The organism is Enterobacter cloacae complex sp. IR53041, assembly GCF_049238285.1.
In the GTDB taxonomy this organism is placed as follows: Bacteria; Pseudomonadota; Gammaproteobacteria; order Enterobacterales; family Enterobacteriaceae; genus Enterobacter; species Enterobacter roggenkampii.
This window is the reverse complement of the sequence record NZ_JBMKHB010000015.1, coordinates 1-17,384: the sequence shown is the minus strand read 5'-3', so window position 1 is coordinate 17,384 and position 17,384 is coordinate 1. Positions and strand designations below refer to the sequence as shown.

Annotated in this window: 14 protein-coding genes and 2 tRNA genes; 7 read left to right on the top strand and 9 right to left on the bottom strand. The window is 53.1% G+C overall.

All coding sequences use genetic code 11. The annotated features are described in order from the left end of the window. The first annotated feature begins 59 nt into the window (after positions 1–59). The 3 genes from ACOTXF_RS12360 (at position 60) to ACOTXF_RS12350 (ending at position 2,657) form a co-directional block, all read left to right on the top strand. Positions 60–135, top strand: a tRNA-Ala gene (locus ACOTXF_RS12360). Positions 136–176: 41 nt separating this feature from the next. After that, positions 177–252: transfer RNA gene (locus ACOTXF_RS12355), tRNA-Ala, on the top strand. Positions 253–467: 215 nt separating this feature from the next. Then, positions 468–2,657: a sensor domain-containing phosphodiesterase gene (locus ACOTXF_RS12350; RefSeq protein WP_232926709.1), complete on the top strand. Its 2,190-nt coding sequence runs from the start codon at positions 468–470 to the stop codon at positions 2,655–2,657. Positions 2,658–2,701: 44 nt separating this feature from the next. Here the strand turns inward: ACOTXF_RS12350 and ACOTXF_RS12345 are convergent, their stop codons facing one another. Further along, positions 2,702–3,889, bottom strand: coding sequence for a NupC/NupG family nucleoside CNT transporter (locus ACOTXF_RS12345; protein WP_008501591.1), 1,188 nt, complete (start codon positions 3,887–3,889; stop codon positions 2,702–2,704). A 348-nt stretch (positions 3,890–4,237) separates the two neighbouring features. Here ACOTXF_RS12345 and ACOTXF_RS12340 point away from each other — a divergent pair, with 348 nt between their 5' ends. Beyond that, positions 4,238–5,476, top strand: coding sequence for an Nramp family divalent metal transporter (locus tag ACOTXF_RS12340; protein ID WP_008501590.1), 1,239 nt, complete (start codon positions 4,238–4,240; stop codon positions 5,474–5,476). A gap of 32 nt (positions 5,477–5,508) precedes the next feature. Here the strand turns inward: ACOTXF_RS12340 and ACOTXF_RS12335 are convergent, their stop codons facing one another. Further along, positions 5,509–5,850, bottom strand: a complete 342-nt coding sequence (locus ACOTXF_RS12335; RefSeq protein ID WP_008501589.1) for a DUF2502 domain-containing protein — start codon at positions 5,848–5,850, stop codon at positions 5,509–5,511. 127 nt (positions 5,851–5,977) lie between these two features. Then, positions 5,978–6,976, bottom strand: coding sequence for an L-glyceraldehyde 3-phosphate reductase (gene mgrA, locus ACOTXF_RS12330; protein ID WP_025912771.1), 999 nt, complete (start codon positions 6,974–6,976; stop codon positions 5,978–5,980). 185 nt (positions 6,977–7,161) lie between these two features. On the opposite strand from mgrA, the gene ipdC reads away from it, so the two are divergent. Continuing rightward, the gene (ipdC, locus tag ACOTXF_RS12325; protein WP_421635265.1) at positions 7,162–8,820 is read left to right on the top strand and encodes an indolepyruvate decarboxylase; all 1,659 of its coding nucleotides are present in this window, start codon (positions 7,162–7,164) and stop codon (positions 8,818–8,820) included. Here the strand turns inward: ipdC and ACOTXF_RS12320 are convergent, their stop codons facing one another. Continuing rightward, positions 8,821–10,056: an ion channel protein gene (locus ACOTXF_RS12320; RefSeq protein WP_232926707.1), complete on the bottom strand. Its 1,236-nt coding sequence runs from the start codon at positions 10,054–10,056 to the stop codon at positions 8,821–8,823. It abuts the gene before it with no gap. A gap of 205 nt (positions 10,057–10,261) precedes the next feature. On the opposite strand from ACOTXF_RS12320, the gene glk reads away from it, so the two are divergent. Continuing rightward, positions 10,262–11,227 carry a glucokinase gene (glk, locus tag ACOTXF_RS12315; RefSeq protein ID WP_045418249.1) on the top strand — a complete coding sequence of 322 codons (966 nt, stop codon included), beginning with the start codon at positions 10,262–10,264 and terminating at the stop codon, positions 11,225–11,227. 35 nt (positions 11,228–11,262) lie between these two features. Here the strand turns inward: glk and ACOTXF_RS12310 are convergent, their stop codons facing one another. After that, complete coding sequence (locus tag ACOTXF_RS12310; protein WP_021241782.1) at positions 11,263–11,994, bottom strand: LytR/AlgR family response regulator transcription factor; 732 nt, start codon at positions 11,992–11,994, stop codon at positions 11,263–11,265. 3 nt (positions 11,995–11,997) lie between these two features. After that, the gene (locus ACOTXF_RS12305; RefSeq protein ID WP_047745134.1) at positions 11,998–13,704 is read right to left on the bottom strand and encodes a sensor histidine kinase; all 1,707 of its coding nucleotides are present in this window, start codon (positions 13,702–13,704) and stop codon (positions 11,998–12,000) included. Positions 13,705–14,090: 386 nt separating this feature from the next. Between ACOTXF_RS12305 and alaC the strand changes: the two genes are divergently transcribed. Further along, positions 14,091–15,329, top strand: a complete 1,239-nt coding sequence (gene alaC, locus ACOTXF_RS12300) for an alanine transaminase (RefSeq protein WP_008501582.1) — start codon at positions 14,091–14,093, stop codon at positions 15,327–15,329. A gap of 52 nt (positions 15,330–15,381) precedes the next feature. Here alaC and ypdK read toward each other — a convergent pair whose 3' ends face one another. From ypdK to ACOTXF_RS12285, 3 genes are all read right to left on the bottom strand, one after another. Then, positions 15,382–15,453, bottom strand: a complete 72-nt coding sequence (ypdK, locus tag ACOTXF_RS12295) for a membrane protein YpdK (RefSeq protein ID WP_099458937.1) — start codon at positions 15,451–15,453, stop codon at positions 15,382–15,384. A 357-nt stretch (positions 15,454–15,810) separates the two neighbouring features. Further along, complete coding sequence (gene lpxP, locus ACOTXF_RS12290) at positions 15,811–16,731, bottom strand: kdo(2)-lipid IV(A) palmitoleoyltransferase (RefSeq protein WP_025912768.1); 921 nt, start codon at positions 16,729–16,731, stop codon at positions 15,811–15,813. A 577-nt stretch (positions 16,732–17,308) separates the two neighbouring features. Then, the coding region (locus ACOTXF_RS12285; protein ID WP_033802282.1) for an IS1 family transposase at positions 17,309–17,384 on the bottom strand (76 nt) is incomplete at its 5' end.

The following is a 17,384-nucleotide window of genomic DNA, read 5'->3' as shown; positions in this document are numbered from 1 at the left end:
GTTGACACTCCGCAGCGGAATTCATATTATGCCGCCCGTCAACATGACAGCTTTACGATGGGGCTATAGCTCAGCTGGGAGAGCGCTTGCATGGCATGCAAGAGGTCAGCGGTTCGATCCCGCTTAGCTCCACCAAACTCTGAACCCAACAGAGTGCGGTCAGTAAAGTCACATGTGGGGCTATAGCTCAGCTGGGAGAGCGCTTGCATGGCATGCAAGAGGTCAGCGGTTCGATCCCGCTTAGCTCCACCAAAATTGTAAACCCTCGTCAAATGACGAGGGTTTTTTTTATCTGTTTGTAACGCCCGTCACTGGTTTTTGTTATCAAAAAGAAGGTATTCCCATACCTCACCTCAATCGAAATCAATAAACGTGTCTATAAATAGACTTGAACTTGATTCGTGCAATTAATAAACCTATTATCCATCCGGTCAATGATTCAGACGGATAATATACTCATCAGCTTAATGAATAGAAAAACGTACAATAATGTAAAGATATTTATAATTGCCCTGACACTTTGTCTGATTGCGGTACCTGTCTCCCGTTATCTCTCTCCACGCGCAATTGTTAATGGTCATGACGTTTATTTAGCATGGCTGCCGCTCAGCGTGATGCTGGCGGTAATTCTGCTATTTGGGCGCAGGGCTATTCTTCTCATTTTGTTAGGTTTTACTGTCACTAATTTATTCTATATTAATTTAGCGCCGCTACAATATTCAGTTTTGCTGTTCTGTCAGACCTTTGCGTTGTTCGCGGCCTGCGGTCTGCTACGCCTCATGCTGGGCAAGCGCTGGCGCCACTCCATCCCTAACAAGCACATCGGGCTACGTATATTCTGGCTCGGTTTTATGGTGCCATTTGGTATTAAGCTGTCGATGTATATGGCAGGCTATTTGTTTGATTTTCCGGTGACTATCTCAACCTATTTCGGCGAAGGAACGGTAATTTATAATGTTGTGGATATTCAAAGCCTGATATGCGCGGGGCTGATTTTTACCATGATGTTCTATTACCCATTAAGAATGATAATTAATCCTCGTTATGCCGTCACCTTCTGGCGGCGAAGCGTGAAGCCCGTGTTTTATCACAAGAATCCATTATATATTTTTGTCTGGCTGATGCTTTTAGGCGCCATTCTCATCATTTTATGTGGTCCTTTTGAATCACCGGTCATTGCGGGCTATTTGATGCCGCTGATTTTTATTCTTTTTACCCTGGCAATAAGCCGCCTGACCTATGCGTTGATTTCTCTGCTGTGGGCCACCTCAGCGCTCCTGCTGTTGACCTACAATTACAACTTCCTGAACGGGGTCGAATCGGGCCATTCACTCTCCTTTATCCTCTCCGTGCTGATCTCTTTCGCTATCTGCTTGCTTTACATGTCGCGCATTTACCAGCGCAGCGAGTGGCTGAAGCGGGGCTGGCAGGGCAGGGCGCTTACCGATCCCCTTACCGGTTTGCCCAATATTCGTGCGCTGGAAGATTATCTTGAGATTCACCCGGATGCCAAAGTGTGCATTCTGCGCATGGATAACCTGGAGTTTTTGAGCCGCCACTACGGGATTATCATGCGGGTCCACTGCAAACGTACGATCGCCACGTCGCTACAGCCACTTTTGCAGAAAGATGAGACGCTCTTCCAGCTTCCGGGAAGCGAACTGGTGCTGGTATTACTGGGGCCGGGAACCGCCGAGCGTCTCCAGCATATGGTCGATCGGCTGAACAGCCGTAAGATTTTCTGGAACAACACCGGGCTGGATATTGAATTTGGCGCATCCTGGGGAATGGTCGAAAACGGCGAAAAGCTGCATCACACGCTGGGACAGCTGAGCTGGCTGGCAGAGCAGGCCTGCGGAGAGCAAAACGTTCTCGCGCTCACGAATAGCCTTGAGGCGGCATCAGGACAAACGACAGAGCGTGTCCTGATGCTGGCGCGGATTAAGCATGCCCTTGAGGCGGGGCAGTTCCATTTATACGCGCAACCGATCCAGAAGGCGGACGGGAGCGGGTATTACGAAATCCTGGCGCGTATGGAGAGCGAGGGCGAGATCTTCACCCCTGACCGCTTTATTCCGCTGATTGCCCAGTTCAACCTCAGCCATCGGTTTGATATGTGCATTATGGAGAAATTACTGCTGTGGCTGCGCGATCACCCTTCAACACAGGCTGGCACCCGTTTCTCCGTCAATCTGATGCCGCTCACGCTGATGCAAAAAGAGGTGGCGACCGAGATTTGCGCGCTGTTTGAACGGTACGGCGTGGCACCTCAGGCCGTCGTGATTGAGATCACCGAGGAGCAGGCTTTTTCAAATTCAGGCACAAGTATCAACAATATTCAGCAGCTGCGGGATTACGGTTTCCGAATTGCCATAGATGATTTTGGTACTGGCTACGCCAACTACGAGCGCCTCAGACGCCTGCAGGCGGACATCATTAAAATTGACGGCTGCTTTGTGAAAGACATTTGTACAGACGACATGGATGCAATGATCGTCCAGTCGATGTGTAATCTGGCGAAGGCGAAATCGCTGTGCGTCGTCGCGGAATACGTCGAAACGCCGGCCCAGCGGGAGATGCTGCTTCGCTTTGGTGTGGATTACCTGCAGGGATACCTGATAGGCAAACCCAAACCGCTGGAAGAATTGCGGGCATAAAAAAACCGGGAGCCAGGCTCCCGGTTTTTGTTTAACGGTAAACGTTACAGAACCAGTGCCGCGATGGATGCGGACAGGACGCTCACCAGCGTAGAGCCGTAAACCAGCTTCAGGCCAAAGCGAGAAACCACGTTACCCTGCTCTTCGTTCAGACCCTTAATCGCTCCGGCGATGATACCGATAGACGAGAAGTTCGCGAAGGAGACCAAGAACACGGAGAGAATACCTTCCGCGCGCGGAGAAAGCGTGCTGGCAATTTTCTGCAGATCCATCATCGCAACGAATTCGTTAGAAACCAGTTTGGTTGCCATGATACTGCCCACCTGCAGCGCTTCGTGAGCCGGAACACCCATCACCCATGCAACAGGGTAGAAGATGTAGCCCAGAATGCCCTGGAAGGAGATACCCAGCACCGCGGCGAACAGGGCATTCAGTGCAGAAATCAGCGCAATGAAGCCGATCAGCATGGCGGCAACGATAATCGCGACTTTGAAACCGGCCAGGATGTATTCACCCAGCATTTCGAAGAAGCTCTGGCCTTCGTGCAGGTTAGACATCTGGATGTTCTCTTCGCTGGCGTCAACGCGGTACGGGTTGATCAGCGACAGAACGATAAAGGTGCTGAACATGTTCAGTACCAGCGCAGCCACCACGTATTTTGGTTCCAGCATGGTCATATACGCGCCCACGATAGACATGGAAACGGTAGACATTGCGGTTGCCGCCATGGTGTACATGCGGTTGCGGGACATCTTGCCGAGAATATCTTTATACGCGATGAAGTTCTCAGACTGACCGAGGATCAGGGAACTGACGGCGTTGAAGGATTCCAGCTTACCCATGCCGTTCACTTTGGATAACAGGAAACCAATTCCACGAATCACGAACGGCAGAACGCGGATGTGCTGCAGAATACCGATCAGCGCGGAGATGAAGACGATAGGGCAGAGAACCTTCAGGAAGAAGAACGCCAGACCTTCGTCGTTCATTTTACCGAAGACAAAGTTGGTCCCTTCATTGGCGAATCCGAGCAGTTTTTCGAACATTTCGGAGAAGCCTTTCACGAAGCCGAGGCCTACGTTGGAGTTCAGGAAGAACCACGCAAGTAAAACTTCAATGACCAGCAGTTGGACAACATAACGAATACGAATTTTTTTGCGGTCTGTGCTGACCAGCAATGCGAGTGCAGTAACGACAACAAGTGCCAGGACAAAATGAAGGACGCGGTCCATATTTGCTCCAAATATGAGGCAGGTTTAATTTTCGTGCACATTCTATGTAACAAGCGAAAAGAAAACGAGATCGAGGACACACTATAGTTACATCCTGTGACGAGTCTCAAAAATAGTGATCCACAATACATTTTTGTTATGTTAGGTAAATGAGTGAAAAGTTAAGTTTGTGTGCTAGTCTTCACAAAAGCATGCGCGATTTCAGTTTCAGTTAGATCGCCCCACTTACCCGCCCGTCTATCGTTCAAAGCTATCAGAGAAATCACTGCAAACTTCATAAATGATCTTGATAATCATTCTCATTTTGATAGCATTAAACATAGCAAAGGCTATATTTCAGAGGCAGAAATGACAAACAGTCGCGTAGAGGGTAGCAGTGGCAGAGCAGCGCGCAAGTTGCGGTTCGCATTAATGGGACCTGCGTTCATCGCTGCCATTGGTTATATCGATCCAGGTAACTTTGCGACCAATATTCAGGCCGGGGCCAGCTTCGGTTATAAGCTGCTCTGGGTGGTCGTCTGGGCAAACCTGATGGCAATGCTGATTCAGATGCTCTCCGCAAAGCTGGGGATTGCGACGGGCAAAAACCTGGCGGAGCAAATTCGCGACCATTATCCGCGTCCCGCGGTCTGGCTCTACTGGGTTCAGGCTGAAATCATCGCCATGGCCACTGACCTTGCTGAATTTATTGGCGCAGCGATCGGCTTTAAGCTGATTCTGGGTGTGTCGCTGTTGCAGGGGGCGGTCCTCACCGGGATTGCCACGTTCCTGATCCTGATGCTGCAGCGTCGGGGTCAAAAGCCGCTGGAGAAGGTCATTGGCGGTCTGCTGCTGTTTGTAGCGGCGGCCTATATCGTTGAGCTAATCTTCTCACAGCCGAATCTGGCGCAGCTCGGTAAAGGAATGGCGATCCCAAGCCTGCCGACCTCGGAAGCGGTGTTCCTGGCCGCCGGGGTGCTGGGGGCGACCATCATGCCGCATGTGATCTATCTCCACTCCTCTCTGACTCAGCATCTCCACGGTGGGACGCGTAAAGAGCGTTACTCCGCCACCAAGTGGGACGTGGCGATCGCCATGACCATCGCGGGGTTTGTCAATCTGGCGATGATGGCTACTGCAGCCGCAGCTTTCCACTTTAACGGTCATACCGGTATTGCCGATCTCGACCAGGCGTATCTCACGCTGGAGCCGTTGCTGAGCCATGCTGCCGCCACGATATTTGGCCTTAGCCTGGTGGCTGCTGGTCTCTCTTCTACGGTGGTGGGCACGCTGGCAGGCCAGGTGGTGATGCAGGGGTTTGTCCGGTTCCATATTCCGCTGTGGGTTCGTCGTTCCGTCACCATGCTGCCGTCTTTTGTGGTGATTCTGATGGGACTCGACCCAACGCGAATTCTGGTCATGAGCCAGGTGCTGCTGAGTTTTGGTATTGCGCTGGCGCTGGTGCCGCTGCTGATCTTTACCAGCAACAAAACTCTGATGGGCGAGCTGGTCAACTCAACGCTGGTGAAACGAACCGGGTGGGCCATCGTGGTGGTGGTCGTGGCGCTGAACCTGTGGTTGTTAGTGGGAACTGCGCTGGGTCTTTAACAAAAAAAGGAGCCGTGGAGGCTCCTTTTTGATTAGTGATGGTGGCCGTGACCATGACCTTTCCCGCGACCCCAGCCGCCGCGACGGTCGTCACGATCGTTCCAGCCTTCACGGTAACCGCGCTCATAGGCGCTGTCTTTATACCAGCCGCGGTGTCTGCCGTTATCATGTTTCCACCAGCGATCGCCGCGCCACTCATAGTGACGATGCCAGTAATCACGGTCGCGCCAGTAGCCGCCGTCCCAGTATCTGCCGTAGTCGTCACGATCGCCAATTTGTAATTTTACTGATGGCAACAGGGTGATTTCGCCCGCAGTGGCGATCAGCGGCGCCGAAGCCAGTAATACCGCTGCAAGAATCAGTGACCTGAACATACTCTTTCTCCTTCACGATCGGGGCCTTTGTTGGGCCTGTTAGCGCAATTTTACGAGTTGGTAAAGCGTCGTATCATCGCCTCAACTCCGAATTCCTGGGTGAGAGCACTTTTTGCTAAAAGTGATGTTATATTGAGCTGCTCAGGATCGCGTCTATACGGGCCAACTCTTCTGCAGAGAAATGGCGGTTTGCCAGCATCCCCACGGCGTCATCAATCTGAGCCGCTTTACTTGCCCCAATCAGCACCGACGTCACGTCCTCATGGCGTAATACCCAGGCCAGCGCCATCTGGGACAGCTTCTGGCCGCGACTTTCTGCCAGGGCATTCAGCTTCCTGACTTTCTCCAGCTTCTCTTCGGTGAGCTGATCGGGTTTAAGGAACTGACTGCCGCTTGCCGCGCGTGAGTCTGCGGGGATGCCGTTCAGATAGCGATTGGTCAGTTGCCCGCCGGCCAGCGGCGAGAAGGGAATACAGCCGACTCCTTTTTCCTGCAACACGTCCAGCAGCCCCGCTTCCGGCGCACGTTCAAAGAGGGAGTATTTCGGCTGGTGGATCAGGCAGGGCGTCCCGAGGTCATTAAGGATATCAATCGCCTGGCGAGCCAGAACAGCCGGGTAGTTGGATAATCCGACATACAAAGCCTTCCCCTGACGCACCGCATGGTCAAGCGCTTTCATGGTTTCCTGCAGCGGCGTTTGAGGGTCTGGCCGGTGATGATAGAAGATATCTACATACTCCAGCCCCGTGCGCTTCAGGCTTTGATCGAGGCTTGCCAGCAGATATTTACGTGACCCCCAGTCGCCGTAAGGCCCCTCCCACATGGTATAACCCGCTTTGGTGGAGATGATTAGCTCGTCGCGCCAGGGCAGGAAATCCTCCTGCAAAATACGTCCGAAATTACGTTCGGCCGATCCGGGGGGCGGGCCATAGTTGTTGGCAAGGTCGAAATGCGTAATGCCCAGATCGAACGCACGCTGTAAAAGTTGACGGCTGTTTTCGATAAGGGTGGTGTCACCAAAGTTATGCCACAGCCCAAGTGAGATGGCAGGCAACCTGAGTCCGCTTCGCCCGCAGCGGCGATACTCCATTGTCCTGTAACGATTTTTGTCTGGCTGATAACCCATTTTCGTGACCTCTGGCGCTGAAGTGAAAAATCAGTGTATGCGTTTACATTTTCGTGAAAAAAAGCAGCATAGCGCAGCCTTTTTTGTAAAGCATTCTTTCCATGCCCTTCTTATCGCCAATTCTGGACAGCCATCACGCTTATTTAATACTCAAGGTGAGGTCAACATTAGAAGGATACCTGTTCATGCGTACCCCATACTGCGTCGCCGATTACCTGCTGGACCGTCTTACTGATTGTGGAGCCGATCATCTGTTTGGCGTGCCGGGCGACTATAACCTGCAGTTTCTCGACCATGTGATAGACAGCCCGGATATCTGCTGGGTGGGCTGTGCCAACGAGTTAAACGCTTCTTATGCCGCTGACGGATACGCCCGATGTAAGGGCTTTGCCGCGCTGCTGACGACATTTGGCGTAGGAGAGTTAAGCGCCATGAACGGCATTGCGGGCAGCTTCGCCGAGCACGTTCCGGTCTTGCATATTGTAGGGGCACCGGGTACGGCATCACAGCAAAGAGGGGAGCTGCTGCACCACACGCTTGGCGACGGTGAGTTTCGTCATTTTTATCATATGAGCGAGCCGATCACTGCTGCACAGGCGATCCTGACCGAACAAAACGCCTGTTATGAAATCGACCGGGTGTTAACGACAATGCTCCGGGAGCGTCGCCCCGGCTATCTGATGTTGCCTGCCGATGTGGCAAAAAAGGCCGCCACTCCCCCTGTAAACGCTCTCACGCTCAGGCATCCACATGCCGATAGTGCTTGCCTGAAAGCGTTCCGGGACGCCGCAGAAAACAAGCTTGCCAGGAGCAAGCGTACTGCGCTGCTGGCCGATTTCCTTGTCCTGCGCCACGGCCTGAAGCATGCGCTACAAAAATGGGTCAAAGACGTGCCGATGGCACACGCCACCATGCTGATGGGCAAAGGGATATTTGACGAACGTCACGCCGGATTTTATGGCACCTACAGCGGTTCAGCGAGCGCCGGTGCGGTAAAAGAGGCGATTGAAGGGGCGGATACCGTACTGTGCATCGGCACGCGATTTACCGATACCCTGACCGCCGGCTTCACGCATCAGCTCACCCCGGCACAAACGATAGAAGTTCAGCCTCATGCCTCACGCGTTGGTGATCTCTGGTTTACCGGCATCCCTATGCTTCAGGCAATCGAAACGCTGGTGGAACTGTGCAAACAGCACGTGCACGAGACACCCGCGCAGTCTTCTCAAAGCGCGATGGCCTACCCGCAGCCGGATGGCTCGCTGACGCAGGCGAATTTCTGGCAAACGTTGCAGACATTTATTCGTCCGGGAGACATCATTCTTGCGGATCAGGGCACCTCGGCCTTCGGCGCGATCGACCTTCGTCTGCCGGCTGACGTGAATTTTATCGTCCAGCCGCTGTGGGGATCGATTGGCTATACGCTGGCGGCAGCATTTGGCGCGCAAACGGCCTGCCCGAACCGGCGCGTGATTGTCCTGACGGGGGATGGCGCGGCGCAACTTACTATTCAGGAGCTTGGCTCGATGCTGCGGGATAAACAACACCCCATTATTCTGGTCCTGAACAACGAAGGGTACACGGTGGAAAGAGCGAACCACGGGCCTGAGCAGCGTTACAACGACATTGCACTATGGAACTGGACGCAAATCCCGCAGGCCCTGAGCCTTGATCCTCAGGCCCAGTGCTTGCGGGTCAGTGAAGCGGAGCAGCTGGCGGACGTCCTTGAGAAAGTGGCACACCACGAGCGGCTCTCGCTGATTGAGGTGATGCTGCCGAAAGCCGATATCCCTCCGCTGCTGGGGGCGATCACCAAAGCGCTGGAAGCGCGCAACAGCGCCTGATCATTTGTCGTTTCGCCAGGCCATCATCATCGGTTTGCCCGCCAGCAGGAGCCAGGCGGGCAACATCACGATGCAAAGTAACGGGATGAGGGTGGTATCCGGTACCACCACGGCGGCCATGAAGAGGCTCAGCCAGGCATCGCGCGTGACCACCAGCACCAGCCCCAGAATCGAGCAGGAAACGGTAATCGCAGCCGGAACGGCATCGACATGCTCGTGCAGCATCAGCCCCAGCGCGACGCCGACAAAGACCGCCGGGAAGATGCGTCCACCGCGGAAACCGCAGGCGGCCGCCACCACCAGCGCTGCCAGCTTGATCACGGCAAACAGCAGATAGTCGGAGACGCTAAACACCTGGCTGAAGGCCAGCTGCTGCATCTCGTCCAGTCCTTTAAACAGCGTCACCGGCCCGCCGATCGTACCTAAAATACCCAGAATCAAACCGCCAGCCCCCAGAATCAGCACCGGGTGTTTGAGTCTGTGCATCAGCCGGTGAAGGCGTGGAAGACACCATACTGCCACCATGCCCAGCGCAATGGCGATGGCGGCGACGATGGCACCGCTGAAAATATCGGCGATTTGTATCTGGCCGTAGTGGGGGAGGGAGAGTGAAAAATGGGGATGGAAAAACAGGCTGGTCGTCAACGCTCCGGCGGCGGCGGCCATCAGTGGGGCAAAGAGCTTGTCCCAGAGCGGGACATCGTTGTTACTGCTGAGCGTCTGAGAAAAGATCAGTGCCGCCGCAACGGGCGTGCCGAAGAGTGCCCCGATGGTGCCTGCGGAGGCGAGAATGGTCCAGTCCAGCGCGCCAACGCGGGGCAAAATGCGTGAACCAAGAAAAACCGCCAGGCCAATGTTCACGGCCATAATCGGATGCTCAGGTCCCAGACTAACACCGCCGGCCAGACCGATAATCAGCGCAATAATTAGCCCTGGCAACGCCGAGGGGGCTACCGGGGCACCAATCAACGGTTCCAGTGCCGGATCGGGGCCAGCATGGCCGGGACTAAAACGGATCACCAGGCCCACCGCAATACCGGTTAACGTCAGCATCCCAACGATCCAGGCAGGAGAGTCAGCGGTGACGCCCAGCCCTGCAGGAAGCGCGTTCCATAATAGTGTTTGCAGCACCGACGCGACTTTCATCACGACAATAAGGACCAGACTTGAAACCACGCCTATGATGAGCGCCGGAATTGCCAGCAACAGCATGGTTCTGGCTCGCGGGTGAAGCATGATGATTTCCTTGTACAAAACGGTATTACGTTACTTTGCACATTAAGCCTTATGGCAATAGTGCAAAAGGTGCTGAAACGGTAAAGTTATTCTGTGACGAAGATCGATAATCCATGGGCATTCACCTTCCGGTCGTTGTTGTTATCACGCCTTGAATTTACAGTGTCCCAAAGATTTATTCTGACTTTAGCGGAGCAGTAGAAGAATGACAAAGTATGCTTTGGTAGGCGATGTGGGCGGCACGAATGCGCGCCTTGCATTATGCGATGTAAATAGCGGTGAAATTTCCCGGGCGAAAACCTATTCCGGTCTCGATTATCCAAGCCTTGAGGCCGTTGTCCGCGTCTATCTGGAGGAGCATCAGATAAGCGTCGAAGATGGCTGCATCGCCATTGCCTGCCCGATAACCGGCGACTGGGTCGCCATGACCAACCATACCTGGGCATTCTCCATCGCCGAGATGAAAAAAAACCTCGGCTTTGCGCATCTTGAAATCATCAATGACTTTACCGCGGTGTCCATGGCGATCCCGATGCTGAAGCCTGAGCATCTGATCCAGTTTGGCGGCGCTGAACCGGTCGAAGGCAAGCCGATTGCGGTTTACGGGGCCGGTACCGGGCTGGGCGTTTCACATCTGGTGCATGTCGCTCAGCGCTGGGTGAGCCTGCCGGGTGAAGGTGGTCACGTGGACTTTGCGCCAAACAGCGAAGAAGAGGGCATTATCCTCGAAGAGTTACGCGCGGAGATCGGCCACGTCTCCGCCGAGCGCGTCCTTTCAGGACCGGGGCTGGTGAACCTGTACCGGGCGATTGTGAAATCGGACGGTCGTCTGCCGGAAAATCTGCAGCCGAAAGACGTCACCGAACGCGCGCTGGCGGACAGCTGCATTGACTGCCGTCGTGCCCTGGCGCTGTTCTGCGTGATCATGGGGCGCTTCGGCGGCAACCTGGCGCTGACGCTGGGTACCTTCGGAGGCGTTTATATCGCGGGCGGCATTGTGCCGCGCTTCCTGGAGTTCTTCAAAGCCTCCGGCTTCCGCGGCGGGTTTGAGGATAAAGGGCGCTTCAGAAGCTACGTGCAGGACATTCCGGTCTATCTGATCGTGCATGATAACCCAGGCCTGCTGGGGTCGGGTGCCCACCTGCGTCAGGTTCTCGGTCAAATCCTCTGACGCATAGCCCTCTCCCGCAGGAGAGGGCTTTTTTGTTACAGGTGCATGAGCTGGCGGAACTCTTTTACCTTGCTGCGGCTCACCGGCACCTGAAAATCCAGATCCTTCAGACGCAAAATGTAGGTGTTGTTAAACCAGGGTTCGATCTCGCGGATCTTGTTTAAATTGACGCAGAACGAGCGGTGGCAGCGGAAAAAGTGCGACGCAGGCAGCTTGCTGCAAAACTCGGTGATGTTCATCGCCATCACGTAAGATTCCCGTCGCGTATAGACAAACGTCATCTTTTCATGGGCTTCGGCATAGTAGATATCATTGACCGGCGTCACGATGATGCGCTCATCTTTGACCAAATTAATGGTGTCGTTTTCCCGTACCGTTGGGCTGGCGTTTGCAGGGGCGGTCTGCTGCTGCCACGCGGCCTCCAGCTTTTGCAGCATGCTGACAATCCGCGACTCCTGGTAAGGCTTAAGGATATAGTCAAATGCCTCCAGCTCGAAGGCCTCTACGGCGTGCTCTTTCCAGGCGGTCACGAACACAATAAACGGCTTATGGGCAAACTGATTGATGTTTTGCGCCAGCAATACGCCATCCAGCGACGGAATATTGATGTCCAGGAAGATGGCATCGACCCGGTTATGCTGCAGAAACTTCAGCACGTCCAGACCGTCATCAAAGGTACCCACAATTTCCATCTGGCTGTGGGTGTTGATAAGCCAGGTTAGCTCCTGTTGAGCCAGAATTTCATCTTCTACGATGATGACTTTCATGGGTTACTCCATCTGGGGCAACAGTGACGTTGCCGAATGAACGGGAGAGCGCTCGTTCGGGACGTAAAAAGCAATTTCGGTGCCCGGTTCAAAACGCTGAATATGCAGCCCGTCGCCGTAAAGCAGCTTGACCCGGTGGTGCACGTTCAGCAGGCCGATTTTATTTCCAGGCATCTCGTTAGACTCCACCCGCTCAATGACTTTTGGATCAATGCCGTGGCCGGTATCGCGCACGGCAATACGTACGCGGTTGCCGCTTTCGGTGACGCTGATGGTGACGACGCCTTTGCCTTTACACGGCTGAATGCCGTGAACAATCGCGTTTTCGACCAGCGGCTGGATAAGCAGGCTTGGGATCACGCAGTTGACCTCTTCATCAATATCGTAAATGACCGTGAGCTTGTCACCAAAGCGCGCCTGCTCAATCGCGATGTAGTCTTTAATCTGATACAGCTCTTTTTTGATGTCGATCTGCTCGTCATCTTTCAGCTCGATGTTGTAGCGCAGATAGCGCGACAGGTTAAAAATAAGCTGGCGCGCGGTGTCCGGATTAAGACGAATGGACGAGGAGATCGCGTTCAGCGCGTTAAACAGGAAATGGGGATTGATTTTGCTCTGCAGCGCGCGCAGCTCTGCCTTATTTGCCATCTCACGCAGTTGTTCCGCCCGGGATACTTCCAGCTGGGTGGAGATAATCTGTGACAGGCCGATGGCCATCTCCTGCAGCGTGGAGGTGATCTGATGCGCGTGGCAGTAATAAATTTTCAGCGTGCCCGTCACGACGCCTTTCTCCCACAGCGGAATCACCAGCATGGAGTGGATTTCCGGCGTTCGGTGGGCTTCATCATTGTTTTTAATAATGATTTTACCGTAGTTAATCGCCTGTCTGGTGGTTGGGCTGATGGTGTCATCATTATCGCGATAGTTGTGCTCCCCGACGCCAACGTAGGCCAGCACGTGGTCAATATTGGTGATGGCGACAGCGTCAGCGTGGATGTCATGGCGAATGATTTCGCAGACCTGACGCAACGACTCCGCGTTAACGTGGCGGAAGAGCGGCAGCGTTTTGTTGGCGATATCAAGCGCCAGCTTGGCCTGACGGGCGGCGCTGGCCTCTTTTTCCCCTTCTACGCTTTGCACCAGCAGCACGATAAAGCCGATGCACACGCTGCCCAGGATCATCGGAATACCGATTTTTGAGACGATATCCAGCCCAAGTTCGGTGGTCGGGGCCCAGACGACGACCAGGATCATGGTCAGCGTTTCGCACACCATGCCCGCCACGATCCCTGCGCGCCAGCGCTGTTTTTTCGGGATTTTGCGGCTGATCCAGCCGGAGAGCACCCCGGCGATAATGCTGGTAATAAAGCAGGGCACCGCCGTGACGCCGCCGATATCAATCAGGTAGCGATGGGTTCCGGCAATCACGCCGGTAATGACACCCACCCACGGGCCAAACAAAATTCCGCCGGACATCACGGCGATAATGCGCACGTTAACCAGCGAACCCTCTACCGGCACGCCAGACCAGGTGCTGAACAGGGCGAACAGCGAAAAGATGGCGGTAACGGCCAACAGCTCTTTTGGCGAGTGTGCGGATTTGTGCAATAGCTCGCGAAACAGGCGAATGCGAATGAGGAAAAACAGGCAAATCAGCATTAATGCCGCACGGTCAAAAACCGCCAGCAGCATAGTGAATATTTCGTGCACGAGTAGACCTGGGAAAACGGGAAAGAACCATGATAAAAAACCTGACGCGTGTTGACCAGCTATCCGTCAGGTTTATCAAATGAGGAAAAACCATAATTTCTAAAGGGGATCTTATGTCGGTAACGGACACATCCTGATTTTTTATAGCCTGCGTATCGTCAGGTAACTGTTTTGATATCATCCTGTTAAATAACAGCTATCAGAAAGCCAACCCTGAAACAGGGACTTCCGCTTTTCGGCACAGCCGGGTTCCGGTTTTCAGGCGATCGCTTTTTTTTCACTTCCCTCTCGACAGCGTGATTTTTTTCAGGTTATTTTCTAAGCACGCCACATCGGTGGCAGCGTCGCTCGGACGGTCCGGGCGCTAACGTTAATCTGAGGAATCTATGGCTGAATTCAGTCCTGAACGCCGTTTTACGCGTATCGATCGTCTCCCCCCTTATGTTTTCAATATCACCGCTGAACTGAAGATGGCTGCGCGTCGGCGCGGCGAAGATATTATTGATTTCAGCATGGGTAACCCTGACGGCCCAACGCCACCGCATATCGTTGAAAAACTCTGCACGGTTGCCCAGCGTCCGGATACGCACGGCTACTCGACCTCGCGCGGTATTCCCAGATTACGTCGCGCGATCTCGCGCTGGTATCAGGATCGCTATCAGGTTGATATCGATCCGGAAAGTGAAGCGATTGTCACCATCGGCTCGAAAGAGGGGCTGGCACACCTGATGCTGGCTACGCTGGATCATGGCGATACGGTGCTGGTACCGAATCCCAGCTACCCAATCCACATCTACGGTGCGGTGATTGCCGGGGCGCAGGTCCGTTCGGTTCCGCTGGTGGAAGGGGTCGATTTCTTTAACGAACTGGAACGTGCGATTCGCGAAAGCTATCCGAAACCGAAGATGATGATCCTCGGTTTCCCATCGAACCCAACGGCCCAGTGCGTGGAGCTCGATTTCTTCGAGAAAGTGGTCGCGCTGGCGAAGCGTTATGACGTGCTGGTGGTTCACGATTTAGCCTATGCCGACATCGTGTATGATGGCTGGAAAGCGCCATCTATTATGCAGGTCCCGGGCGCGCGTGACGTGGCGGTAGAGTTCTTCACCCTGTCGAAAAGCTACAACATGGCGGGCTGGCGTATTGGCTTTATGGTGGGTAACAAAACGCTGGTGAGCGCACTGGCGCGAATTAAAAGTTACCACGATTACGGCACCTTCACGCCGCTGCAGGTTGCGGCTATCGCTGCTCTTGAGGGCGACCAGCAGTGCGTCCACGAGATTGCCGCTCAGTATAAGCGCCGTCGCGACGTGCTGGTAAAAGGCTTGCATGAAGCGGGCTGGATGGTGGAAATGCCGAAGGCGTCCATGTACGTCTGGGCGAAAATTCCGGAACCATACGCGGCGATGGGATCGCTGGAGTTTGCCAAAAAGCTGCTCCAGGATGCGAAGGTGTGCGTATCACCGGGAATTGGCTTTGGTGATTATGGCGACACCCATGTGCGGTTTGCCCTGATTGAAAATAGCGACCGCATTCGTCAGGCGGTGAGGGGCATCAAGAGTATGTTCCGGGCCGACGGGCTTCTCTCCTCGAAGAGCGTGGCTGAAAATCCCGCGTCATCATGACATAAAAAAACAGGAGCCAATGGCTCCTGTTTTTTTGACTGCATGTTCTTCACTAGATCATCAGGGCAAAGGTTCCGGCCCAGACTAAAACAATCACCGAAATGCCCATAAAGAAATATTTCACGTTTCATCGCTCCGCGTATCTTGTGGTACGCATTTAAAAACAGAGTCCACCTGATTATAGAGAACTGAAATCCGGTCAAAGCGGAAATGAGAATTTTCCCGTTTCGCCGCTGACTCCAGCTCAGAATTCTGTGCTTTCCTGTTGCCAGACGGCGCTAATGTACGCCTAAAAATGAGGGGTGACAAGAGGGATTTTTTTAAATAATTTCCGTCACTTACGAGTGTCGTGGAACGGCGACAGTTTGATTTCGCATCGCAATAAATTCACTTTGGGCGACGCAATGAAAAACGGTTTCTTAACGGATGACAGGTGATTGAAAAGGTTAGTTTCTTAGCGAAACTAACCTTTCTGAAGAGCTTAAATATAGAGCGAGGCTTCGCCAATAGGGCGGGTTTTGAAACGACGATGCATCCACAGATACTGCTCTGGCGCACGCATGATTTCAGTTTCGATGACTTTATTGATAAACGCCGCGGCTTCGCACTCGTTTTCAGGATAGTTAGCCATCTCAGGAGAGATGTGCAGACGATAGCCTGATTTATCTGCTTTTCTCACCATCGTCACGGTCAGCATGGAAGCGCCCGACAAACGAGAAATGACAAAGGTGCCGTTGGTCGTCGCAACATCTTTAACCGCAAAGAAAGGCGCAAAGCTGCTGCCTTTACGTCCATAATCCTGATCGGGGGCAAACCAGACGGCTTCACCTTTCTTCAGAGCCCCGACCATACCGCGCAGGTTATTACGGCTGATCATCGCCTTATTCGAACGCATGCGGCCACGCGTTTGTACCCACTCCATCAGCGGACTGTTGTGTGGTCGATAGGTCGCCATCATTGGCTGGCACAGGCCCATCACGCGGCCACCCAGTTCCAGCGACATAAAGTGAACGCCGACGACCATCACGCCGCGTTTTTGCATCTGCGCGCGTTTAAGGTTATCCAGCCCTTCCACGTCAAACCACTTGCGGACGCGCTCATCCGGCCAGAACCAGGCCATGCCGGTTTCAAGCAGTGCCATGCCGATAGACTTGAAGTTTTCAGCGATGAGTTTCTCGCGCTCTTCGGCATTGTAATGCGGAAAGCAAAGCTCAATATTTTTACGCGCGATGGATTCGCGGCGTTTCAGGAAGAAGCGGGAAGCGCTGCCCAGTTTCGACCCCAGCAAACGCAGGACAGGGTACGGAAGTTGAACCAGCAGCCAGAGAACGCCAAGACCAAACCATGTAAACCAGTAACGCGGGTGTAAAAACGCGCGTTGAAATTTGGATTGAGACAAAATAGTAAAACCTATGTGAAGCCTGTAAAGGTAGCGCAGAGTTTGCGATACGACGTGCCGATAAGACCGTTCTTCAAGGTGATGGTTGCAGGCTTTACCGAACTTTACGGCGTTGCCTGGCCACTGCTGATTTGGGCGGGCGGCGTAATGTAGCACCGTTATACGATATGTGCTATTACTCGTTTTTGATTAAAAAAGCGGCAGTTAAGGAGGTGCTTGATTTTACAGATTTTATAGAAAGTCGCATTGAAAGTGTTTTTCCTGACTGAGCGGAGAGCAGAAGCCCTGGCGATCGGATGGAAGACGTAACGAAAAAGAATGGCATTGTTGAGTTACGGCAAATTAATTATTTCTCGTTTATTTCTTCCTTACCTAATAAATAAGAATTTTCTTTGTGAAAAATCTTATTTATTATTCATATCCTCAATGGAATAGTCGTCTTTTATCACCCACTTTTCTCTTCTTTTAATCGTACTGCAATAAAATATTGCAGTTCTTTCTTGTTTTTTGACATAGTGCCGTGATGCAAATCAAAATAAGATGTTTTTATTAATATCTCTCTGGCGGTAATGACTCCAACTTACTGATAGTGTTTTATGTTCAGATAATGCCCGATGACTTTGTCATGCAGCTCCACCGATTTTGAGAACGACAGT

Bases quoted from the DNA above. Each gene is read 5' to 3' on its own strand.
- ACOTXF_RS12350 (WP_232926709.1), top strand. From the start codon at position 468: ATGAATAGAAAAACGTACAATAATGTAAAGATATTTATAATTGCCCTG.
- ACOTXF_RS12345 (WP_008501591.1), bottom strand. From the start codon at position 3,889: ATGGACCGCGTCCTTCATTTTGTCCTGGCACTTGTTGTCGTTACTGCA.
- ACOTXF_RS12340 (WP_008501590.1), top strand. From the start codon at position 4,238: ATGACAAACAGTCGCGTAGAGGGTAGCAGTGGCAGAGCAGCGCGCAAG.
- ACOTXF_RS12335 (WP_008501589.1), bottom strand. From the start codon at position 5,850: ATGTTCAGGTCACTGATTCTTGCAGCGGTATTACTGGCTTCGGCGCCG.
- mgrA (WP_025912771.1), bottom strand. From the start codon at position 6,976: ATGGGTTATCAGCCAGACAAAAATCGTTACAGGACAATGGAGTATCGC.
- ipdC (WP_421635265.1), top strand. From the start codon at position 7,162: ATGCGTACCCCATACTGCGTCGCCGATTACCTGCTGGACCGTCTTACT.
- ACOTXF_RS12320 (WP_232926707.1), bottom strand. From the start codon at position 10,056: ATGCTTCACCCGCGAGCCAGAACCATGCTGTTGCTGGCAATTCCGGCG.
- glk (WP_045418249.1), top strand. From the start codon at position 10,262: ATGACAAAGTATGCTTTGGTAGGCGATGTGGGCGGCACGAATGCGCGC.
- ACOTXF_RS12310 (WP_021241782.1), bottom strand. From the start codon at position 11,994: ATGAAAGTCATCATCGTAGAAGATGAAATTCTGGCTCAACAGGAGCTA.
- alaC (WP_008501582.1), top strand. From the start codon at position 14,091: ATGGCTGAATTCAGTCCTGAACGCCGTTTTACGCGTATCGATCGTCTC.